The sequence below is a fragment of the Amycolatopsis sp. SB7-3 genome, from assembly GCF_041021335.1.
Taxonomy (GTDB): Bacteria; Actinomycetota; Actinomycetes; order Mycobacteriales; family Pseudonocardiaceae; genus Amycolatopsis; species Amycolatopsis japonica.
Window position 1 is genome coordinate 2853157 of sequence record NZ_JBFPJQ010000001.1, and the last position, 17192, is coordinate 2870348.

17 protein-coding genes are annotated in these 17192 nt (G+C 70.2%); 14 read left to right on the forward strand and 3 right to left on the reverse strand.

Going from position 1 to position 17192, the window contains the following annotated elements; translation table 11 throughout:
- Positions 1-19 precede the first annotated feature (19 nt).
- The 7 genes from AB8M46_RS14080 to AB8M46_RS14110 all read left to right on the forward strand — a co-directional run bounded on the left by AB8M46_RS14080 (position 20) and on the right by AB8M46_RS14110 (position 5709).
- A complete protein-coding gene (locus tag AB8M46_RS14080; RefSeq protein ID WP_037333006.1) occupies positions 20-817 on the forward strand; it encodes a sugar phosphate isomerase/epimerase in 798 nt (265 codons plus the stop codon).
- 141 nt (positions 818-958) lie between these two features.
- On the forward strand, positions 959-1789 hold the full coding sequence (locus AB8M46_RS14085) for a thioesterase family protein (protein WP_016330916.1): 831 nt from the start codon (positions 959-961) through the stop codon (positions 1787-1789).
- A gap of 24 nt (positions 1790-1813) precedes the next feature.
- Positions 1814-2629: a pyrroline-5-carboxylate reductase gene (gene proC, locus AB8M46_RS14090; RefSeq protein ID WP_037333003.1), complete on the forward strand. Its 816-nt coding sequence runs from the start codon at positions 1814-1816 to the stop codon at positions 2627-2629.
- Between the two features lie 193 nt (positions 2630-2822).
- Positions 2823-3038, forward strand: coding sequence for a helix-turn-helix domain-containing protein (locus AB8M46_RS14095; protein ID WP_016330918.1), 216 nt, complete (start codon positions 2823-2825; stop codon positions 3036-3038).
- A 145-nt stretch (positions 3039-3183) separates the two neighbouring features.
- Entirely contained in the window at positions 3184-3285 is a 102-nt protein-coding gene (locus AB8M46_RS14100) for a 30S ribosomal protein bS22 (protein ID WP_007030867.1), read from the forward strand.
- A 286-nt stretch (positions 3286-3571) separates the two neighbouring features.
- Positions 3572-4621: an NAD-dependent epimerase/dehydratase family protein gene (locus tag AB8M46_RS14105; protein WP_037333001.1), complete on the forward strand. Its 1050-nt coding sequence runs from the start codon at positions 3572-3574 to the stop codon at positions 4619-4621.
- Entirely contained in the window at positions 4618-5709 is a 1092-nt protein-coding gene (locus AB8M46_RS14110; RefSeq protein WP_378427334.1) for a lysophospholipid acyltransferase family protein, read from the forward strand. Before AB8M46_RS14105 ends, AB8M46_RS14110 begins: the two co-directional genes overlap by 4 nt.
- A gap of 74 nt (positions 5710-5783) precedes the next feature.
- On the opposite strand, the gene AB8M46_RS14115 is transcribed toward AB8M46_RS14110, so the two are convergent.
- The 3 genes from AB8M46_RS14115 to AB8M46_RS14125 form a co-directional block, all read right to left on the reverse strand.
- The gene (locus AB8M46_RS14115; RefSeq protein ID WP_016330921.1) at positions 5784-6686 is read right to left on the reverse strand and encodes an HAD family phosphatase; all 903 of its coding nucleotides are present in this window, start codon (positions 6684-6686) and stop codon (positions 5784-5786) included.
- Positions 6687-6782: 96 nt separating this feature from the next.
- Complete coding sequence (locus AB8M46_RS14120; protein ID WP_037332997.1) at positions 6783-7865, reverse strand: DUF5667 domain-containing protein; 1083 nt, start codon at positions 7863-7865, stop codon at positions 6783-6785.
- Between the two features lie 109 nt (positions 7866-7974).
- Positions 7975-8673, reverse strand: a complete 699-nt coding sequence (locus AB8M46_RS14125) for a sigma-70 family RNA polymerase sigma factor (protein ID WP_073846225.1) — start codon at positions 8671-8673, stop codon at positions 7975-7977.
- 292 nt (positions 8674-8965) lie between these two features.
- Here AB8M46_RS14125 and AB8M46_RS14130 point away from each other — a divergent pair, with 292 nt between their 5' ends.
- From AB8M46_RS14130 to AB8M46_RS14160, 7 genes are all read left to right on the forward strand, one after another.
- Positions 8966-10450, forward strand: coding sequence for an AMP-binding protein (locus AB8M46_RS14130; RefSeq protein WP_394360453.1), 1485 nt, complete (start codon positions 8966-8968; stop codon positions 10448-10450).
- 11 nt (positions 10451-10461) lie between these two features.
- On the forward strand, positions 10462-10698 hold the full coding sequence (locus tag AB8M46_RS14135; RefSeq protein ID WP_037332991.1) for a glutaredoxin family protein: 237 nt from the start codon (positions 10462-10464) through the stop codon (positions 10696-10698).
- A gap of 58 nt (positions 10699-10756) precedes the next feature.
- Positions 10757-12292, forward strand: coding sequence for a molybdopterin-dependent oxidoreductase (locus tag AB8M46_RS14140; protein ID WP_394360454.1), 1536 nt, complete (start codon positions 10757-10759; stop codon positions 12290-12292).
- A gap of 178 nt (positions 12293-12470) precedes the next feature.
- Positions 12471-13298, forward strand: coding sequence for a redox-sensing transcriptional repressor Rex (locus tag AB8M46_RS14145; protein WP_037332988.1), 828 nt, complete (start codon positions 12471-12473; stop codon positions 13296-13298).
- A 1-nt stretch (position 13299) separates the two neighbouring features.
- Positions 13300-14607: a glutamyl-tRNA reductase gene (locus AB8M46_RS14150; protein WP_037332986.1), complete on the forward strand. Its 1308-nt coding sequence runs from the start codon at positions 13300-13302 to the stop codon at positions 14605-14607.
- 7 nt (positions 14608-14614) lie between these two features.
- Positions 14615-15562, forward strand: coding sequence for a hydroxymethylbilane synthase (hemC, locus tag AB8M46_RS14155; RefSeq protein ID WP_037332984.1), 948 nt, complete (start codon positions 14615-14617; stop codon positions 15560-15562).
- A gap of 60 nt (positions 15563-15622) precedes the next feature.
- Entirely contained in the window at positions 15623-17155 is a 1533-nt protein-coding gene (locus AB8M46_RS14160) for a bifunctional uroporphyrinogen-III C-methyltransferase/uroporphyrinogen-III synthase (protein WP_005151748.1), read from the forward strand.
- Positions 17156-17192 lie beyond the last annotated feature (37 nt).

Here is a 17192-nt window from a genome sequence, read left to right on the forward strand (position 1 = left end):
CCTCGGGAAGAATGCCGGAATGGTTCAGCAGGTTCCGGTAGGCCTCTCGACGGCGTCCGTCTGGCCGTTGCGGGCGGGAGTGGCGTTCGAGCTGGCCGCCGACCTCGGCTACGACGGGGTCGAGGTGATGGTCTGGGCCGACCCGGTCAGCCAGGACGTCTCCGCGTTGCGCCGGTGGTCGCGGCGCACCGGGGTGCCGGTGCTGTCGATCCACTCGCCTTCGCTGCTGATCACCCAGCGCGTGTGGTCGCCGGATCCCGTGGTGCGCCTGCGGATGTCGGTGGAAGCCGCGCAGGAACTGGGCGCGCGCACGGTCGTGGTGCATCCGCCGTTCCGGTGGCAGCGCCGCTACGGCGACGCGTTCGGAGACCTCGTCGACGAGCTCGAAGAAGCCAGCGGCATCGAGATCGCGGTCGAGAACATGTTCAAGGTCCGCCCGCCCGGTGGCTCGCGGACGTCGCGGGTGTCGGCGTTCCGGCCGTCGATCGACCCTACGGACGTAGGGTTTCGCCACTACACGCTCGACCTGTCCCATACAGCGGCAGCCGGGATGGACGCCCTCGCGCTCGCCGATCGGATGGGTCCCGGGCTCGCGCACGTCCATCTGGCGGACGGCACGGGGCTCCCGAAGGACGAGCACCTGGTGCCCGGACGCGGTATCGAACCCTGCGCCGAACTGCTGGAAAAGCTCGTGAGCAGCGATTTCTCCGGACAGGTCGTGCTGGAGATCAACACCCGGCGGTCGCCGAGCGCGGCGCAGCGGTCGCGGGACCTCGCGGAGTCACTCTTGTTCGCGAGGCTGCACCTAGGTCAGTGACAAAGATCGTCTCCAGGTGCGGAGATTCATTCCTCCCTGCGCCCGAGGCGCTGGTACACGTAAAGTTCCGACCGTGAACCAGCTGCGCTTGTTGATCTCCCGCACCCCGATGGATCGGCTCGTGGCCTGGGTCAGTGCTCGGTGAGCGCGACCGACGAAACGAGCACCTCTTTCGACGAGGCATGCGCGACGAGATCACTGGGTGACGGCACGTTCACGGCGGTACTCCGTACCGAATGGTCGATCGGTGGACACCCCCACGGCGGCTTCCTGATGGCCCTGATGGCACGGGCCGCCCTGTCGTTCCTCCACGAACGCGGAGAGCCGCCGTCCGAGCCGCTCGCGATCAGCGCGGAGTTCCTGCACCCGCCCGCGGTGGGGCCGGTGCTGCTGCGCATGGACGTCCGGAAGGTCGGCAGGCGCGCCTCGGTCGTCGGGGTCCTGCTGGAGCAGCGGGGCCGCAGCTGCGTCGAGGCCAGGGTGACCACCGGACGGCTGCCGATGCGGCGGCCGGAGTGGACCGACGTCCCGGCCATGGCCGCGGAGCCGCCGCCCGGCGCGGTGCCCGTGACCGGCGAGACCTCCGAAGGCCTCTTCAACCTCGCGAAGGGCTGCGAAGTCCGGCTCGACCCGGCGAGTGTCGGCTACCTGCACGGCCGGATCGGCGACCCGCCCAGGATGCGGCTGTGGGTCCGGCCGCGGCACGGTCTCGCGGACCCGTACTTCGCCCTGCTCGCGAGCGACGTGAACCCGCCGGTGGTCTACAACCTCGGCCGGGTCGGCTGGGCGCCCACCGTGCAGCTGACCGCGTTGCTGCGCACCCGGCCGGCGCCGGGCTGGCTGCGGGTGATCGTCCAGAGCCAATCGGTGCACGAGGCATGGTTCGACTCGGACGCCCTCGTGGTCGACTCCCAGGGCAGGCTGGTCTGCCAGGCGCGGCAGCTGGCGCTTGCCCCGGCGCCTGGAGCCTGAAGGCCGTTTGGCACGCTGAAAGGCATGAGCGTGATCGCGGTTCTGGGTGCCGGGAAGATCGGGGAGGCCCTGCTCTCGGGCCTGCTGCAGGGCGGGCACAGCCCGGACGACCTCCTGTTCACCGAGCGGTATCCGGCGCGCGCGGCCGAGCTGACCGAGCGTTACGGCGTGCACGGGGTCAGCGTCGCCGACGCCGCCCGTCGGGCCGACGTGCTGGTCGTCGCGGTCAAACCGCAGGACATCGAGCCGGTGCTGGACGAGCTCGCGCCGCTGCTCGGCGAGGAGTCCCTGGTGGTCTCGCTGTGCGCGGGCCTGCCGACCGCCCTGTACGAGCGCAGGCTGGCCGACGGTGTCCCGGTGGTGCGGGTCATGCCGAACACCCCGATGCTCGTCGGAGAGGCGATGAGCGCGGTCTCGGCGGGCGCGCACGCGACCGCCGAGCACATCGCGGTGGTGAAGGACCTGCTTTCGCACGTCGGGCAGGTCGTCGAGGTGCCCGAGTCGCAGCAGGACGCCGTCACGGCGCTGTCCGGCTCCGGGCCCGCGTACTTCTTCTACCTGGTCGAGGCCATGATCGACGCCGGGATCCTGCTCGGCCTGCCGCGGGCGCTCGCCGGGCAGCTGATCATCCAGTCGGCGGTCGGGGCGGCGAAGATGCTCGCCGAGTCCGACGAACACCCGGTGCTGCTGCGCGAAGCCGTCACCTCGCCCGCCGGGACCACCATCAACGCCATCCGCGAGCTGGAGAAGCACGGCGTCCGCGCGGCGCTGCTGGCCGCCATCGAGGCCGCGAAGGACCGCTCGACCGAGCTGGGCCGCGCCCACGAACCCCGCGTTTAGTCCTCTGGATGCGGTGGTTCGACGTCGAACCACCGCATCCAGAGGACGAAATGCGTAGTCGGACGGGCCCATCCCGGTGACTCGCGTCGCTTTAGCCACACGTGTCCCGCTACTCTCAGGAGAGCACGTGCGTGTCGATACCACAGGTGGGGAAGCCTCGTGGCGCGACACGTGTCGAAGGACACGGTGAATCATGCCGCCGAACAAGAAGGATGATCTGCCCTCAGTTGGCCAGGTCCAGTTCCTGACGGTCGCCGAGGTGGCCACGCTGATGCGGGTCTCCAAGATGACCGTCTACCGCCTCGTTCACTCGGGCGAGCTGCCCGCGGTGCGCGTCGGGAAGTCGTTCAGAGTGCCCGAAAAGGCCGTACACGAGTATCTGCAAGGCGCGTACTTCGACGTGGGCTGAGGCTCGGTCCACGGAGCACAACGTGCCCGCCCGAGGGCGTCTTCCGGGGCGCGAGTACCCTGGAAGACCGCTCGTGCCTGTGCGCTCCACCCGTTGGACGCTGCGCCGGGCAGCGTGACCGACGACGAAGGAAGGAGCGCTCACGATGGGCTCTGTGATCAAGAAGCGCCGTAAGCGCATGTCGAAGAAGAAGCACCGCAAGTTGCTGCGCCGGACGCGCGTTCAGCGTAGGAAGGCCGGCAAGTAAGACACAGCCGGTGAGTGGCCCGTCCAGTTTCTGGACGGGCCATTCCCATTTCGTGGGCGGTTTCCGCCCATTCGAGTGAGACGTGGATCCCCTCTGCGAGCAGCGGGTTAATAGCATGTAAGCGCTGACTCGACTACCCCTAATGAGCGGTAACATCTCAAGGGCAGCCGCGCGATGCTTCCCATGAGTGCAGGTTCGCGCACACACGGTCGATGGACCAGCGCTCAAGGTCATCAGGACCCCGTGATCGAAAGTCCGAGAACCGCCCAAAGCCGCAGGGAGTCCTATGCCGTCGAACATCGTGCTCGTGACCGGGGTCGGGGGAGACCTTGGCGGGAAACTGCTCGCCAGACTCGGCAATAATCCGGGGTTCGAGCGGGTGATCGGCGTGGACACCACGCCCCCGCAGAAGTCGGTACTGCAGCGCATGGGGCACGCCGAGTACGTCCGCGCCGACATCCGCAATCCGCTGATCGCCAAGGTGATCAGCACGGCCAAGGTCGACACCGTGGTGCACGCCTCGTGCACCGCGCATCCGGCGGGCCCGGCTCGCCGGACGGCGATCAAAGAGGTCAACGTCATCGGCACGATGCGGCTGCTGGCGGCCTGCCAGCGTTCGCCGCTCGTGCGCAAACTCGTGGTGAAGTCGACGGCCGCCGTCTACGGCGCCGGCGCGCGTTCGCAGGCCGTCTTCACCGAGGATTCGGAGCTCATCCCCACCTCGGCCAGCGGCTACGCGAAGGACGCCGTCGAGATGGAGGGGTACGTCCGCGGGCTCATGCGCCGCCGTCCCGACATCACGACGACGCTGCTCCGGTTCGCCAACATCATCAGCCCGGAGATCGACACGGTGCTCTCGCGCTACTTCGCGCTGCCTGTCGTCCCGACCGTCTTCGGCTACGACGCGCGCATCCAGCTGCTCCACGCCTCGGACGCGCTGACCGTCTTCGAACAGGCGACGCTGAACGACAAACCCGGCGTGTTCAACGTCGGCTCGGAGGGGGTACTCACCCTCTCCCAGGCGATCCGGCGAGCCGGGCGGGTCGAGCTGCCGATGCCCAGCGGCGTCGTGCCGTCGGTCGGCAAGGTGCTGCGCGGAGCGCGGGTGGTCGACTTCTCCGCCGACCAGGTCCGGCTGCTGAACTTCGGCCGCGTCGTGGACATCACGAAGCTCAAGAAGGACTTCGGCTACACCCCGCGGTGGACGACGCGGGAAGCGTTCGACGACTACATCACCGGCCGCGGGCTCCGGCCCGTGGTGGACGGCGGCAAGCTCGCCGGATTCGCGGGCAAGGTGCTGGTGGCCGCGGCGACCGGACAGGCGGCGCACCGATGAGCAGGCCACACGAGAACTCTCACGAAGGCGAGGCGGAAAACGTGAGCGGCGCTGAAGCGCAGGTCATCCCGTTGCACGGCCCCGGCCGAGAGAAGCCGGACCCGGCCGCCCAGGCGGAACGGGATCTTCGCGAGTCGGAAGAAGCTCAGGAGCATCTGGACTCCGAACGCCGGGCCGACGCGCCCGTCGTCGAGTTCCCCGGGGCGGCGCGGGTCTCGCCCGCCCGGACGAGGCCCGCCGACGCGGACCTCCTTCCGGACTCGCTCAGGACGGCGTTGGCGTTCGTGCGTGACCGGCTGACCGGTGACTACACCGTCGACGAGTTCGGCTTCGACGCCGAGCTCACCGAGACGCTGCTGTTGCCGCCGCTGCGCGCGCTGTACGAGAAGTGGTTCCGGGTCGACACGTTCGGCGTCGAGAACCTGCCGGCCGACGGCGGCGCGCTGCTGGTGTCGAACCACTCCGGCACGGTGCCGCTCGACGCGTTGATGACCGCCGTGGCCGTGCACGACCACGTCCCCGGCGGCAGGCATCTGCGCGGCCTCGGCGCGGATCTGGTGTTCCAGCTGCCGCTGATCGGCTCCTTCGCCCGCAAGTCCGGGCAGACGCTCGCCTGCAACGCCGACGCGGAACGCCTGCTGCGCAAGGGAGAACTCGTCGGCGTCTGGCCGGAAGGGTTCAAGGGGATCGGGAAGCCGTTCTCGTCGCGGTACAAGCTGCAGCGGTTCGGCCGCGGCGGTTTCGTCTCCGCCGCGCTGCGGACCGGGGCGCCGATCATCCCCGTGTCCGTCATCGGCGCCGAGGAGATCTACCCGAAGATCGGGGACATCAAGCTGCTCGCGCGGGTGCTCGGCCTGCCGTACTTCCCGGTGACGCCGCTCTTCCCGCTGCTCGGCCCGCTCGGCGCGATCCCGCTGCCGACGAAGTGGAGCATCGAGTTCGGCGAGCCCATCCGCACGGACACCTACGACGCGGACGCCGTGGACGACCCGATGCTGGTGTTCACGCTGACCGACCAGGTGCGGGAGTCGATCCAGCAGTCGCTGTACAAACGCCTCTCGCAGCGGAAGAGCGTCTTCAAGGGCTAGCCCACCCCCTGCGTTTAGTCCTCTGGATGCGGTAGTTGCACGCGCAAGGACCGCATTCAGAGGACTAAATGCGGTCAGCGCTTGCGGTAGGCCATGCCCGCGGCGACGGCACCGGCCACGGCACCGACGCCCAGCACCGAGGGCACGCCGATCTTCGCGGCCTTCCGCCCGGTCCGGAAGTCACGGATCTCCCAGCCACGTGCCCGCGCGACGTCGCGAAGTCCACCGTCGGGGTTCACCGCGACCGCGGTCCCGACGACCGACAGCATCGGGACGTCGTTCTGCGAGTCCGAATACGCCGTGCAGCGCTTGAGGTTCAGCCCTTCGCGTGACGCCAGCGCCCGCACGGCGTGGGCTTTCGCGCGGCCGTGCAGCAGGTCGCCGACGAGACGGCCGGTGTAGACGCCGTCCTTGGTCTCCGCGACGGTGCCCAGCGCGCCGGTGAGACCGAGGCGCCGCGAGATGATGGCCGCGAGTTCGATCGGGGTCGCGGTGACCAGCCAGACCCGTTGCCCGGCGTCGAGGTGCATCTGCGCGAGCGCCCTCGTGCCGGACCAGATCTTGTCCGCCATCAGCTCGTCATAGATCTCTTCGCTGATGTCGGTCAGTTCCTGCACGGTGCGACCGGCCACAAAGGACAGTGCGCGCTCGCGGTGGGTTTTGATGTCCTCCTTGTTCTCCCGGCCGCCGAGCCGGAATTTCACCTGCTGCCAGACGAATCCGGCCAGATCGGCGGACGTGAAGAACTTGCGCGCGGCCAGGCCGCGGGCGAAGTAGAAGATCGACGCGCCCATCATCATGGTGTTGTCGACGTCGAAGAACGCGGCCGCCGTCAGGTCCGGCGGAGCGGGCGGCGCGGGCGGTTCGAGGGCTTCGGCGGACGCGGTCGCCATGGCGGCCTCGGCCGACGCCTCGCCCGCGAGCTCGGCCAGCCGTTCGAGCTCTTGACTCTTATCCCTGCCCCGCCAAACTGACACGCACACCGCCTCCGGAATCCCAGGTGCCTGTGCACAGCGTAGCGAGCGGCCGACCACGCTGTCCCGGGTGTGGCGCCTGCCTCACGTGACACCGAGTCAGCCGATGATTATCGGCGGTAACCCCGGGATGAGCGGCGGAATCGAAACCAGCGGCGGCGGTGGCGTGGTGGTCGTCGGCGGCAACGTCCTCGTCGTCGGGCCGGGCGTGGCCACGACGGGCGGCGGCGTGCCTCCCGACGGCGGGGCGAGCGGTCCGGTCGGGGCCGCGGTGTCCACACCGGACGAAGGCGGCACCGAGGTCGGTGTCGGCGTCACGGACGGAGCGGACGACGGCGGGGAAGACGTCACCGGCGGAAGGACCGCGTCGGGGGAGTCGGGGTTGCGGACGCAGTCACCGGCGGCCGGGACCGCGCCCAGCTCGTCGGAAGAGCCCGTGGTGATCGTGTAGCAGACCAGGCGCGAGCCGAGATCCGTCGTGCGTTCCTGGACCTTGTCGAGCAGGGCGCGGGCCGCGGAGAACTTGTCGCGCGCCTCGGTGGGGGCGAGGTCGATCTGGAGGCCGAGCCGGTCGGATTGCTGCCGCGCCCAGGATCGGAGCTCGGTCAGCCGGGTCTGGCCACCCTGATCGGTGACGAGCGCCGTCAGCTGCGAGACGCCGGCGCGGAGATCGGTCTCGAAATCGGCGAGTCCGGTGAAATACGCGGCGGTGGGCGCGCCCTGGCGGGTCAGCTCGTCCAGTTCGCCGACGCGGTTGGCGGCGAACTCCAGATGCTTCTTCGCCTTGTCCTGCTCGTCGAAGGTGAGCCCGAGCGAGGCCGATTCACCCGCTCGTTTGATGCCGTAGAGCGGATCGCCCGGCAACGCGTCCTTGGACAGCAACAGGGTGATCCCGCCGAGCGCCAGCACGAGCGCGACGGCGGCCGCGGCGAGATTGGCGACGGCGTGACCACGTCGCTTCGGCGCGGCTTCGGCTTCGGCGAGGCGTCCGGCGATCTCGTCGCGGATCCGCTGCCGGGTCTCCGCGTCGGGGGCGCCGCCGGCGCCGAGTTCGCGCAAGCCGCCGACGAGCGCGAGTTCGTGCGCGAACTCGTCGTCGTCCGGGGATTCGGTGCCGTCGACAAGGTCGGCGAAGCGGTCACCGTCCGCCCGCTCCCGCGCGAACCATCCCGGCACGCCCACGGCGAAGTCTCCATCTGCTCAGCCCGGTCCTGACACCGGTCTGGCTGAGAAAACGAGCGGGGACGCCCAAGGGTTACGGCAAGGCCCGGTGAGGGACAAATATGGGACTTTAACGCAATCCGGTGGGCAGAAGTTGTGCCAAACGGCGTACCGCGCGGTGCTGAAGGGCCTTGATGGCGCCCTCGTTGCGCTTCATGATCGCGGCGGTCTCGGCGACCGAAAGCCCCTGCATGAACCGCAGCACGATGCACTCGCGCTGATCCTCGCCGAGTTCGGCGACGCACCGCAGCAGTTCGGCGCGGGTGGCGCGGCTGATGGCCTGCTGCTCCGGGCCCGCGACGGCCTGCACGCCGACGTTCCCGATCGGCGCCCCGTTGGGCTCGGCGACCTCGTCGGTGACGACCTCGAGCCGGAACCGGCTCGACTTCACGTGGTCGAGGATGATGTTGCGCGCGATGGTGACGAACCAGGCGCCGACGTCACGCCCCTGGTAACTCACCGAGGTGATGCGGCGCAGCGCGCGGAGGAACGTCTCGCTGGTGACGTCTTCGGCCAGGTCCCGGTCGCCGAGGCGGAACAGGACGTACCGGTAGACGACGTCCACATAGCGGTCGTAGAGCCGCCCGAACGCGGAGGTGTCGCCGTCCTGCGCGGCGCTGACCAGCTCCCAGGCTTCGGCCTTCGCGGCTTCGGCGGCATCTGTGCCTTCTTCGACCTTGGGCCTGGCCGACGGCGCCGCGGGGAAGCCGCTCCGGCGGAGGATGTGGCCCGCCAGCATCGAGACGGGGTTGGGCGCGGGAAGAGTCACGGTCCACCTCCCGTTCCGGACAGGGAGCACCGGCCCGCATGTCCCACCGCCGCGTGGGCCTGCAAGATCTGCACGTCCGGACTCCCTTTCTCACCATCGAGTGATCAACACCACTCGACGACGCACAGCAGCATACGTGTAGTTACCGCGAAGTAGGTAGCGGTGCCGGGGTTACGGAACTGCGACGAAAGCGAGTGACCCCCATGACGGTGGCCGGGATGACAAACTGGCAACGCCGTACACCGAGGGAAGAGGTTCGCAGTTGAGCGCGGAGCAGGTTGCCGATGCAAGTGTGCCCACTTTGCTCTCCGAGGCCGCCCGTCAGTGGCCGGGCAAGGCGGCCGTCCAGGAGACCGGAGGAGGCGTCGCGCTGACCTGGGCGGAACTCGACAACGCCGCCCACACGCTGGCCCGCGCCCTGCTCGACGCGGGAATCGAGCGCGGCGACCGGGTGGCGTTGCGGCTGCCGACGTCGGCCGCGTTCGCCGTCTCGCTGTTCGGGGCGCTCCGGGCGGGCGCGGTGGTCGTCCCGATCTCGCCGCAGGGGCCGGCCGCAGAGCTGAACGGACTGCTGGAGCACAGCGGCGCACGGCTCGTCCTCGAACGTGAACCCACCGAGGAACTCCCCGACGGGGTGACAAGCCTCTCACCGGCTGTTACCTCGGATGGAGCAGCCGAACCGGTCGGCGTCTCCGGCGCGGGGGAGGACATAGCGGTCATCTCGTACACCTCCGGCACGACCGGCCCGCCGCGCGGCGTGATGCTGTCGCACCGGGCGCTGCTGGCGAACCTCGACCAGCTGAGCCGGATCACCCCGGCACCGCTCGTCCACGGCGACCGCGTGCTCATCACCATCCCGCTGTTCCACGTCTACGGCCTCGGCCCCGGCCTGCTGCAGACCACGGCGGTCGGCGCGACGGCGATCCTGTCCGAACGTTTCCTCGCCGAACGGACCCTGGCCGACTGCACCGAGTACCGGGTGACGTCGATCGCCGGCGTGCCCGCGATGTACGCCGAATTCGCCGCGATGGACCCCGAGGAACTCGGGCAGGGCCTGTCCACCGTCCGGCGGATGACCTCGGGTGCGGCACCGCTGCACCCCAAGATCCTCACCGCCCTCCGCGGCGCCACCGGACTCGACGTCTACGAGGGCTACGGCCTCACCGAATGCGCGCCCGTGGTCACCACGACCCTGGTCACCGGCTACCCGAAGCCCGGTTCGGTCGGGCGGCCGCTGCCCGGCGTCGAGCTCCGGCTCGTCGACAGCGACGGCGACGCGGAGCCCGTCCCGCTGGACCCGGACGACCTCGGCGACGCCTTCGACGAGGACGGCGGCACCGGCCTGGTGTCGATCCGCGGCGCGAACCTGTTCTCCGGCTACTGGCCCGACGGCTCGCACGGGCCCGACGAGGACGGCTGGTTCCGCACCGGCGACGTCGGCTACCTCGACACCGACGGCGACCTGCACCTGGTGGACCGCGCCAACGACCTGATCATCGTGAACGGCTTCAACGTCTTCCCGCACGAGGTCGAGAACGTGATCTCGATGCTGGACGAGGTCGTCGAAGCCGGTGTCGTCGGCGTCGTCGACGAGCGGACCGGTGAGGCGGTGAAGGCCGTCGTCGTCCCCGCGCCCGGCGCTTCGTTGTCGGAACAGCAGGTCGTCGAGCACTGCGCCGAGCATCTGGCCGGGTACAAGGTGCCGCACACCGTCGAGTTCGCGGAGTCGCTGCCGCATTCGGCCACCGGGAAGCTGCGCAGGATGCGCCTCAGGTAAGGATGGAGGGCATGGCCCACCACGTGACCGTCATGACCCGCACGGGCTGCCACCTGTGCGAGGTCGCGGAACAGGACATCGAGCGGATCTGCGGCGAGCTGGGCGTCGCCTGGTCGGCCGAGGACGTCGACAGCGACCCCGAATGGCGGGCCGAATACGGCGACCGCGTGCCGGTGATCCTCGTCGACGACGCCGAGCACGGCTACTGGCGCGTCGAAGAGGACAGGCTTCGGAAAGCTTTGGCGTAACACACTCGTAAGGGGCGATCAGCCACCCCGAAGGCCGATTCGCTCCGAAGATGGAGTCGTGGACGACGAACGCAGGCTCACCTTCCCGCAAGCCGCGCTGACCGGGCTCCTGTCCCTGGTGGCGGCCCTCGGCGTGGGACATCTCGTCGCGGGGTTCGTCGGCTACACGGCCTCGCCGTTCGTCGCCGTCGCGAACTTCGTCATCGACCACAGCCCGCACGCGGTCGTCGCCTGGGCCGAGCGGACGCTGGAGACCTGGGACAAACCCGTCCTCAAGATCGGCCTGGCCGTGGTGCTGGTGCTGTTCGCGCTGCTCGCCGGGCAACTCTCGCGCCGTACGCCGTTGCCGGGACAGGTGATCGTCGGCGTCCTCGGCGCGGCAGGCGTCGCCGCGGTCTTCGTGCGCACCGACCTCGGGCAGATCGCGCTGCTGGCGCCGGTGATCGCCACCGTCGTCGCGCTGATCGTGTTCACCCGGCTGCATTCGTTCTTCCGCCCGAAGGTGTTCTTCGACGAGCGTGAAGGCGAAGGACCGGACCGGCGCAGGGTGCTGATCACCGGCGCGTCCGTCGCGGCGGGCGCCGGCGTCGCCGCGCTGACCGGCCAGATCGTCGGGACCAGGAAGAACGCGGAGGAGTCGCGGGCCGCCGTCGGCAGGCTCGTCGCGACGAGGACCGCGCCGCCGATCCCGCCCGACGCGGACTTCGTGAAACTCGGCACCCCGCCGTACATCACTCCTTCGAAGGATTTCTATCGGATCGACACGGCGCTGGTGGTCCCGCAGGTCCGCACCGAGGACTGGAGCCTGCAGATCCGCGGGATGGTCGAGCGCGAAGTCACCTATCGGTATGAAGATCTCCGCTCGCGGCCGCTGATCGAACGCGACGTCACCCTGTGCTGTGTCTCCAACGAGGTCGGCGGCCCGTACATCTCCAACGCGCGCTGGATCGGCATCGACCTGCGGGATCTGCTGAACGAGGCGGGTGTGAAACCCGGCGCCGAGCAGATGTTCGCGACCAGCGTCGACGGCTGGACCTGCGGAACCCCGGTCGAAGCGGCCCTGGATCCGCGACGCGGCGCGATGCTCGCCCTCGGCATGGACGGCGAACCGCTCCCGATCGAGCACGGCTTCCCCGCGCGGATCGTGATCCCCGGGCTCTACGGCTACGTGTCCGCCACGAAATGGGTGACCGAGCTGGAGATCACCACCTGGGCGGAGCGCAAGGCGTACTGGCTCGACCGCGGCTGGGCCAAGGAAGCGCCGGTGAAGACGCAGTCGCGGATCGACGCGCCGGGTTCGGCGGTGAACGCGGGCAAGGTCGTGGTGTCCGGGACCGCGTGGGCGCAGCACACCGGCGTCGCGAAGGTCGAGGTCCGGGTCGATCAGGGGCCGTGGAAGGAGGCGGTCCTGTCGGCGGAGACGTCGAAGGACACCTGGCGGATGTGGTGGACCGAGGTCGACGTCGCCGCTGGTCAGCACGAGATCGCCGTGCGGGCGACGGACCAGTCGGGCTATACGCAGACGCAGGAGCGGGCGGGAACGGTCCCGGACGGCGCCACGGGCTGGCACACGGTGTCGGTCAACGCGCGCTAGAGAGACTGACCACAGCGTTCACCTGTGACTTTGTGCCTGCGTTCACAAGTGGCTACCGTAGATACGTCGCCTCCGAAAGCGCCCGGCATCGAACCGGACTCAGCGCGGCGGGTCAAGAGCCGTTTTCCAGGTTCGGGCGATTCATGTCGTCAGCAGGGACCAGAGGGAGCGGACAAGCGTGGTGTCGCAACGAGGCCGGCGCACCCGGGTGACACCGGACGCCGACAACGCGCCCACCGCGGAGATGCCGGCCGTCGAGGCCACCGCCGAACCCGAAGCGGTCCGCGCGAAGTCGATCCCCGAAGCCGCCGTCGCCCGCCTCGCCGTCTACCTCCGTGTCCTCTCCGGGCTGGCCGAGCAGGGCGCGACGACGATCTCCAGCGAAGAGCTCTCGCAGGCCGCGGGCGTCAACTCCGCGAAACTGCGCAAGGACCTGTCCTACCTCGGCTCGTACGGCACCCGCGGCGTCGGCTACGACGTCCAGGTGCTGGTCAGCCAGATCGAGCGCATCCTCGGCCTGACCCGCAAGCACAAGGTCGCCGTGGTCGGTATCGGTAACCTCGGGCACGCGCTGGCCAACTACGGCGGGTTCCCCGGCCGCGGTTTCCCGGTCGAGGCGCTGTTCGACCTCGACCCGGATCTGGTCGGCGTCCCGGTCGGCGGTCTCCCGGTCTCCCATCTCGACGAGATCCCCAAAGTCTGCGCCGAACGGCAGATCTCCATCGGCGTCATCGCCACCCCGCCCACCGCCGCGCAGTCGGTCTGCGACCGGCTCGTCGCAGGTGGGGTGCAGTGCATCCTCAATTTCGCCCCGGTGGTGCTGCAGGTTCCGGCACATATCGAGGTTCGCAAGGTCGATCTCGCGGTCGAGCTGCAGATCCTGTCGTTCCACGTCGCTCGTCGCGCCGATCTGGCCGCTAACGGCAACGGCGGAGGAGACGCTGGCTCCGGGGGCGCCGAGAATGGCAGCGTGAACGGCCACGGCAACGGAATGGTGGTGCGCTGAAATGAGCGTGTTGGCGGTCGGGCTCTCGCACCGCAGCGCCGAGCTGAACACCCTGGAGCGCGTCGCGGTCCCCGCGACCGACGTGACCAAGGTGCTCCACGAGCTGCAGCAGGCCGAGCACGTCAGCGAGGCGATCCTCGTCTCGACCTGCAACCGCATCGAGGTCTACGCCGTCGTCGAGACCTTCCACGGTGGCCTGAACGACGTTTCCGACGTGCTCGCCCGCCAGGCCGGGATGCAGCCCGCGGACCTCTACGACTCGCTGTACGTGCACTACGCCGGCGCCGCGATCGAGCACCTGTTCTCGGTCACCTCGGGGCTGGACTCGATGGTCGTCGGCGAGACGCAGATCCTCGGCCAGATCCGCTCCTCCTACGCCACCGCGCGGGAGGCGGGCACGGTCGGCCGCACGCTGCACGAGCTGATCCAGACCACGCTGCGCGTCGGCAAGCGCGTCCACACCGAGACCGGGCTCGACCAGCTCGGCGCGTCGGTGGTCTCCGAGGCGCTCGCCGCGGCCGGCGACATCGCGGGCAAGCACGCGCTGATCATCGGCGCCGGTTCGATGGGCGCGCTGACCGCGTCCCAGCTGCGCAAGTCCGGGATCGGCGAGATCACCATCGCCAACCGCACCGAGGCCAGGGCCGCCCGCCTCGCCGCCGCGAGTGTCGAGCAGGGAGTGCCCGCGAAGGCCGTCCAGATGAGCGGGATCGCGGACGCGGTCGCCGAGGCGGACGTCGTCGTCTGCTGCACCGGCGCGCAGGCCGCGGTCTTCACCGCCGCACACGTCCCGGCCCGTGCCGGGCGCCCGCTGGTCGTCTGCGACCTCGGCCTCCCGCGTGACGTCGACCACGACGTCGCCGCACTGGCCGACGTCACCGTGGTCGACCTCGAAACCATCCAGCGCCGCATGCGGGAAGCGGGCACCCCGACCACCGAACGGCAGACCGCGAAGGCCACCGGCATCGTGCTCGACGAGGTGCGCGAGTACCTCGCCGGTCAGCGCAGCGCCGAGGTCACCCCGACGGTGACGGCGCTGCGGCGCCGGGCGGCCGAGGTGGTCGACGCCGAACTGCTGCGGCTGGACAACCGCCTGCCGGACCTCGACGCCGGGGTCCGCGAGGAGGTCGGCCGCACGGTCCGCCGCGTGGTCGACAAGCTGCTGCACGCGCCGACGGTGCGGGTCAAGCAGCTGGCCGCCGAGACGGCCGACACCGACTACGCCAACGCGCTGCGCGAGCTGTTCTGCCTCGACCCGCAGGCGCCCGCAGCGGTGGCGAGTCCCACCGCAACGCCGAAAGACGAGTGATCATCCAGTGAGCAGAGTCATCCGCATCGGGACGCGCGGCAGCAAACTCGCCCTCGCGCAGACCGGCACCATCGCCGACGCCCTGCGGGCCACCGGGGCCGAGGTCGAGCTCGTCACCGTGACGACCCCCGGCGACAAATCGTCCGCGCCGATTCCCACGATCGGGGTCGGCGTCTTCACTTCCGCGCTGCGCGAAGCCTTGCTGCGCGAGGAAGTCGACGTCATCGTGCACTCGTACAAGGACCTCCCGACGAAGCCGGAGCCGGGCATCACGCTCGCCGCCGTGCCGCGCCGCGAGGACCCGCGTGACGCGCTGATCGCCCGTGACGGGCTGACGCTGGGCGAGCTTCCGCCCGGCTCGACCGTCGGCACCGGCTCGCCGCGGCGGACCGCGCAGCTGCGCGCGCTCGGTCTCGGTTTGGAAATCGTGCCGATCCGAGGCAATATCGACACCCGCATGCGCAAGGTGAGCGACGGAGAGCTCGACGCCGTCATCCTGGCGCGTGCCGGACTGGCCAGGATCGGCCGGGCGGAGGAGATCACCGAGACCCTCGACCCGATCCAGATGCTGCCCGCACCCGCACAGGGCGCGCTGGCGGTGGAGTGCCGGACCGGTGACGTGGACATCGAGCACCTGCTCGGGTCCACAGTGGACGATGAAGGCACCCGTGCCGTGGCGACCGCCGAGCGCGCGTTGCTCGCGGCGCTGGAAGCCGGGTGCAGCGCACCGGTCGGAGCGCTGGCGGAGATCGTCGAGGACCTGGACGCCGAAGGGCGGGTCGTCGAGCGGATCTCGTTGCGGGGCACCGCCGCCGTCGAAGGGGACGGGGACGCGGTCGACATGGTGCGCGCTTCCGCGCTCGCCGACTTCCGCGATGCTGAACAGCTCGGCCGGACACTGGCCGCCGAGCTGCTCGACCTGGGGGCCGGTGCGCTGTCCGGCCCCGCCCAGTGAGTCAGAACGTTGAAGGTAGGGCCGCGCTCGACTGCGGCCGCTCAAGAGGAGAACGCACAGATGACCCCCGCGCGTAAGACCACCGGGCGTGTCGCCTTCGTGGGCTCGGGCCCCGGTGACGCCGGTCTGCTGACCGTCCGCGCTCAGGAGCTGCTCGCCAAGGCCGAGGTCGTGGTGACCGACCCGGACGTCCCTTCGGGCGTCCTGGCCTTCGCCGCCGAGGGCGCCGAAGTGCGCCCCGCCGTCGGCGAGGCCACCGAGGTCGCCAAGGACCTGGTGAACGAGGCCAAGGCCGGACGCCTGGTGCTCCGGCTCATCGCCGGTGACCCGCTGACCCAGCCCGCCGTCGTCGCCGAGGTGCAGGCCGTTTCCCGGACCAGCGCCGTGTTCGACATCATCCCGGGCGTCTCGCCCGGCGCGGCCGTCCCGGCGTACGCCGGTGTCGCGCTCGGTGGCACGCACACCGAGGTCGACGTCCGCGGCGACGTCGAGTGGGCCGCGCTGGCCGCGACCCCCGGCCCGATCGTGTTGCACGCGACGTCGGCGCACCTGGCCGAGGCCGCGTCCGCGCTGACCGAGCACGGACTGGCGCCGACCACCCCGGTCGCGGTCACGTCGAACGGCACCATCAACACCCAGCGCACCCTGGACACCACGCTGGCCACCGTCGCGAACGAGGCGGGCGAGCTCGTCGGCCCGCTCATCGTGACCATCGGCCAGGCCGTCGGCCAGCGTTCGAAGCTGTCGTGGTGGGAGTCGCGCGCGCTGTACGGCTGGAAGGTCCTGGTGCCGCGCACCAAGGAGCAGGCCGGTGAGATGGCGGAGCGGCTTCGCGGCCACGGCGCCACCTCGCACGAGGTCCCGACCATCTCGGTCGAGCCGCCGCGCAGCCCCGCCCAGATGGAGCGCTCGGTCAAGGGGCTCGTCGACGGCCGCTACCAGTGGATCGTCTTCACCTCGACCAACGCCGTCCGCGCGGTGTGGGAGAAGTTCGAGGAGTTCGGCCTCGACGCCCGCGCCTTCTCCGGCGTGAAGATCGCCTGCGTCGGCGAATCGACCGCCGCGAAGGTGCGCTCGTTCGGCATCATCCCCGAGCTGATCCCGGAGGGCGAGCAGTCCTCGGAGGGTCTCCTCGCCGAGTTCCCGCCGTACGACGACGTCCTCGACCCGGTCGACCGCGTGCTGCTGCCGCGGGCCGACATCGCCACCGAGACCCTTTCGGCCGGTCTGCGCGAACGCGGCTGGGAGATCGACGACGTGACCGCGTACCGCACCGTGCGGGCCGCGCCGCCGCCCGCCGAGACCCGCGAGATGATCAAGACCGGCGGTTTCGACGCGGTCTGCTTCACCTCGTCCTCGACCGTGCGGAACCTCGTCGGCATCGCCGGCAAGCCGCACACCCGCACGCTGGTCGCGTGCATCGGCCCGAAGACCGCGGAGACCGCCGTGGAGTTCGGGCTGCGGGTCGACGTCCAGCCCGAGAAGGCCGACGTCCCGCACCTGGTCGACGCGCTCGCCGAGCACGCCGCCCGGCTCCGTGCCGAAGGTGCGCTTCCGCCGCCTCGCAAGGCGAAGCGGGCTCGCCGCTCCTGACGATCGGTTAGTACGTGAAGGCCCCCTTCACTGCGCT

Excerpts from the sequence above, each read along its gene's own strand:
- AB8M46_RS14100 (WP_007030867.1), top strand. The coding sequence starts at position 3,184 with ATGGGCTCTGTGATCAAGAAGCGCCGTAAGCGCATGTCGAAGAAGAAG.
- AB8M46_RS14110 (WP_378427334.1), top strand. The coding sequence starts at position 4,618 with ATGAGCAGGCCACACGAGAACTCTCACGAAGGCGAGGCGGAAAACGTG.
- AB8M46_RS14150 (WP_037332986.1), top strand. The coding sequence starts at position 13,300 with ATGAGCGTGTTGGCGGTCGGGCTCTCGCACCGCAGCGCCGAGCTGAAC.
- AB8M46_RS14105 (WP_037333001.1), top strand. The coding sequence starts at position 3,572 with ATGCCGTCGAACATCGTGCTCGTGACCGGGGTCGGGGGAGACCTTGGC.
- AB8M46_RS14135 (WP_037332991.1), top strand. The coding sequence starts at position 10,462 with ATGGCCCACCACGTGACCGTCATGACCCGCACGGGCTGCCACCTGTGC.
- AB8M46_RS14095 (WP_016330918.1), top strand. The coding sequence starts at position 2,823 with ATGCCGCCGAACAAGAAGGATGATCTGCCCTCAGTTGGCCAGGTCCAG.
- AB8M46_RS14080 (WP_037333006.1), top strand. The coding sequence starts at position 20 with ATGGTTCAGCAGGTTCCGGTAGGCCTCTCGACGGCGTCCGTCTGGCCG.
- proC (WP_037333003.1), top strand. The coding sequence starts at position 1,814 with ATGAGCGTGATCGCGGTTCTGGGTGCCGGGAAGATCGGGGAGGCCCTG.
- AB8M46_RS14160 (WP_005151748.1), top strand. The coding sequence starts at position 15,623 with ATGACCCCCGCGCGTAAGACCACCGGGCGTGTCGCCTTCGTGGGCTCG.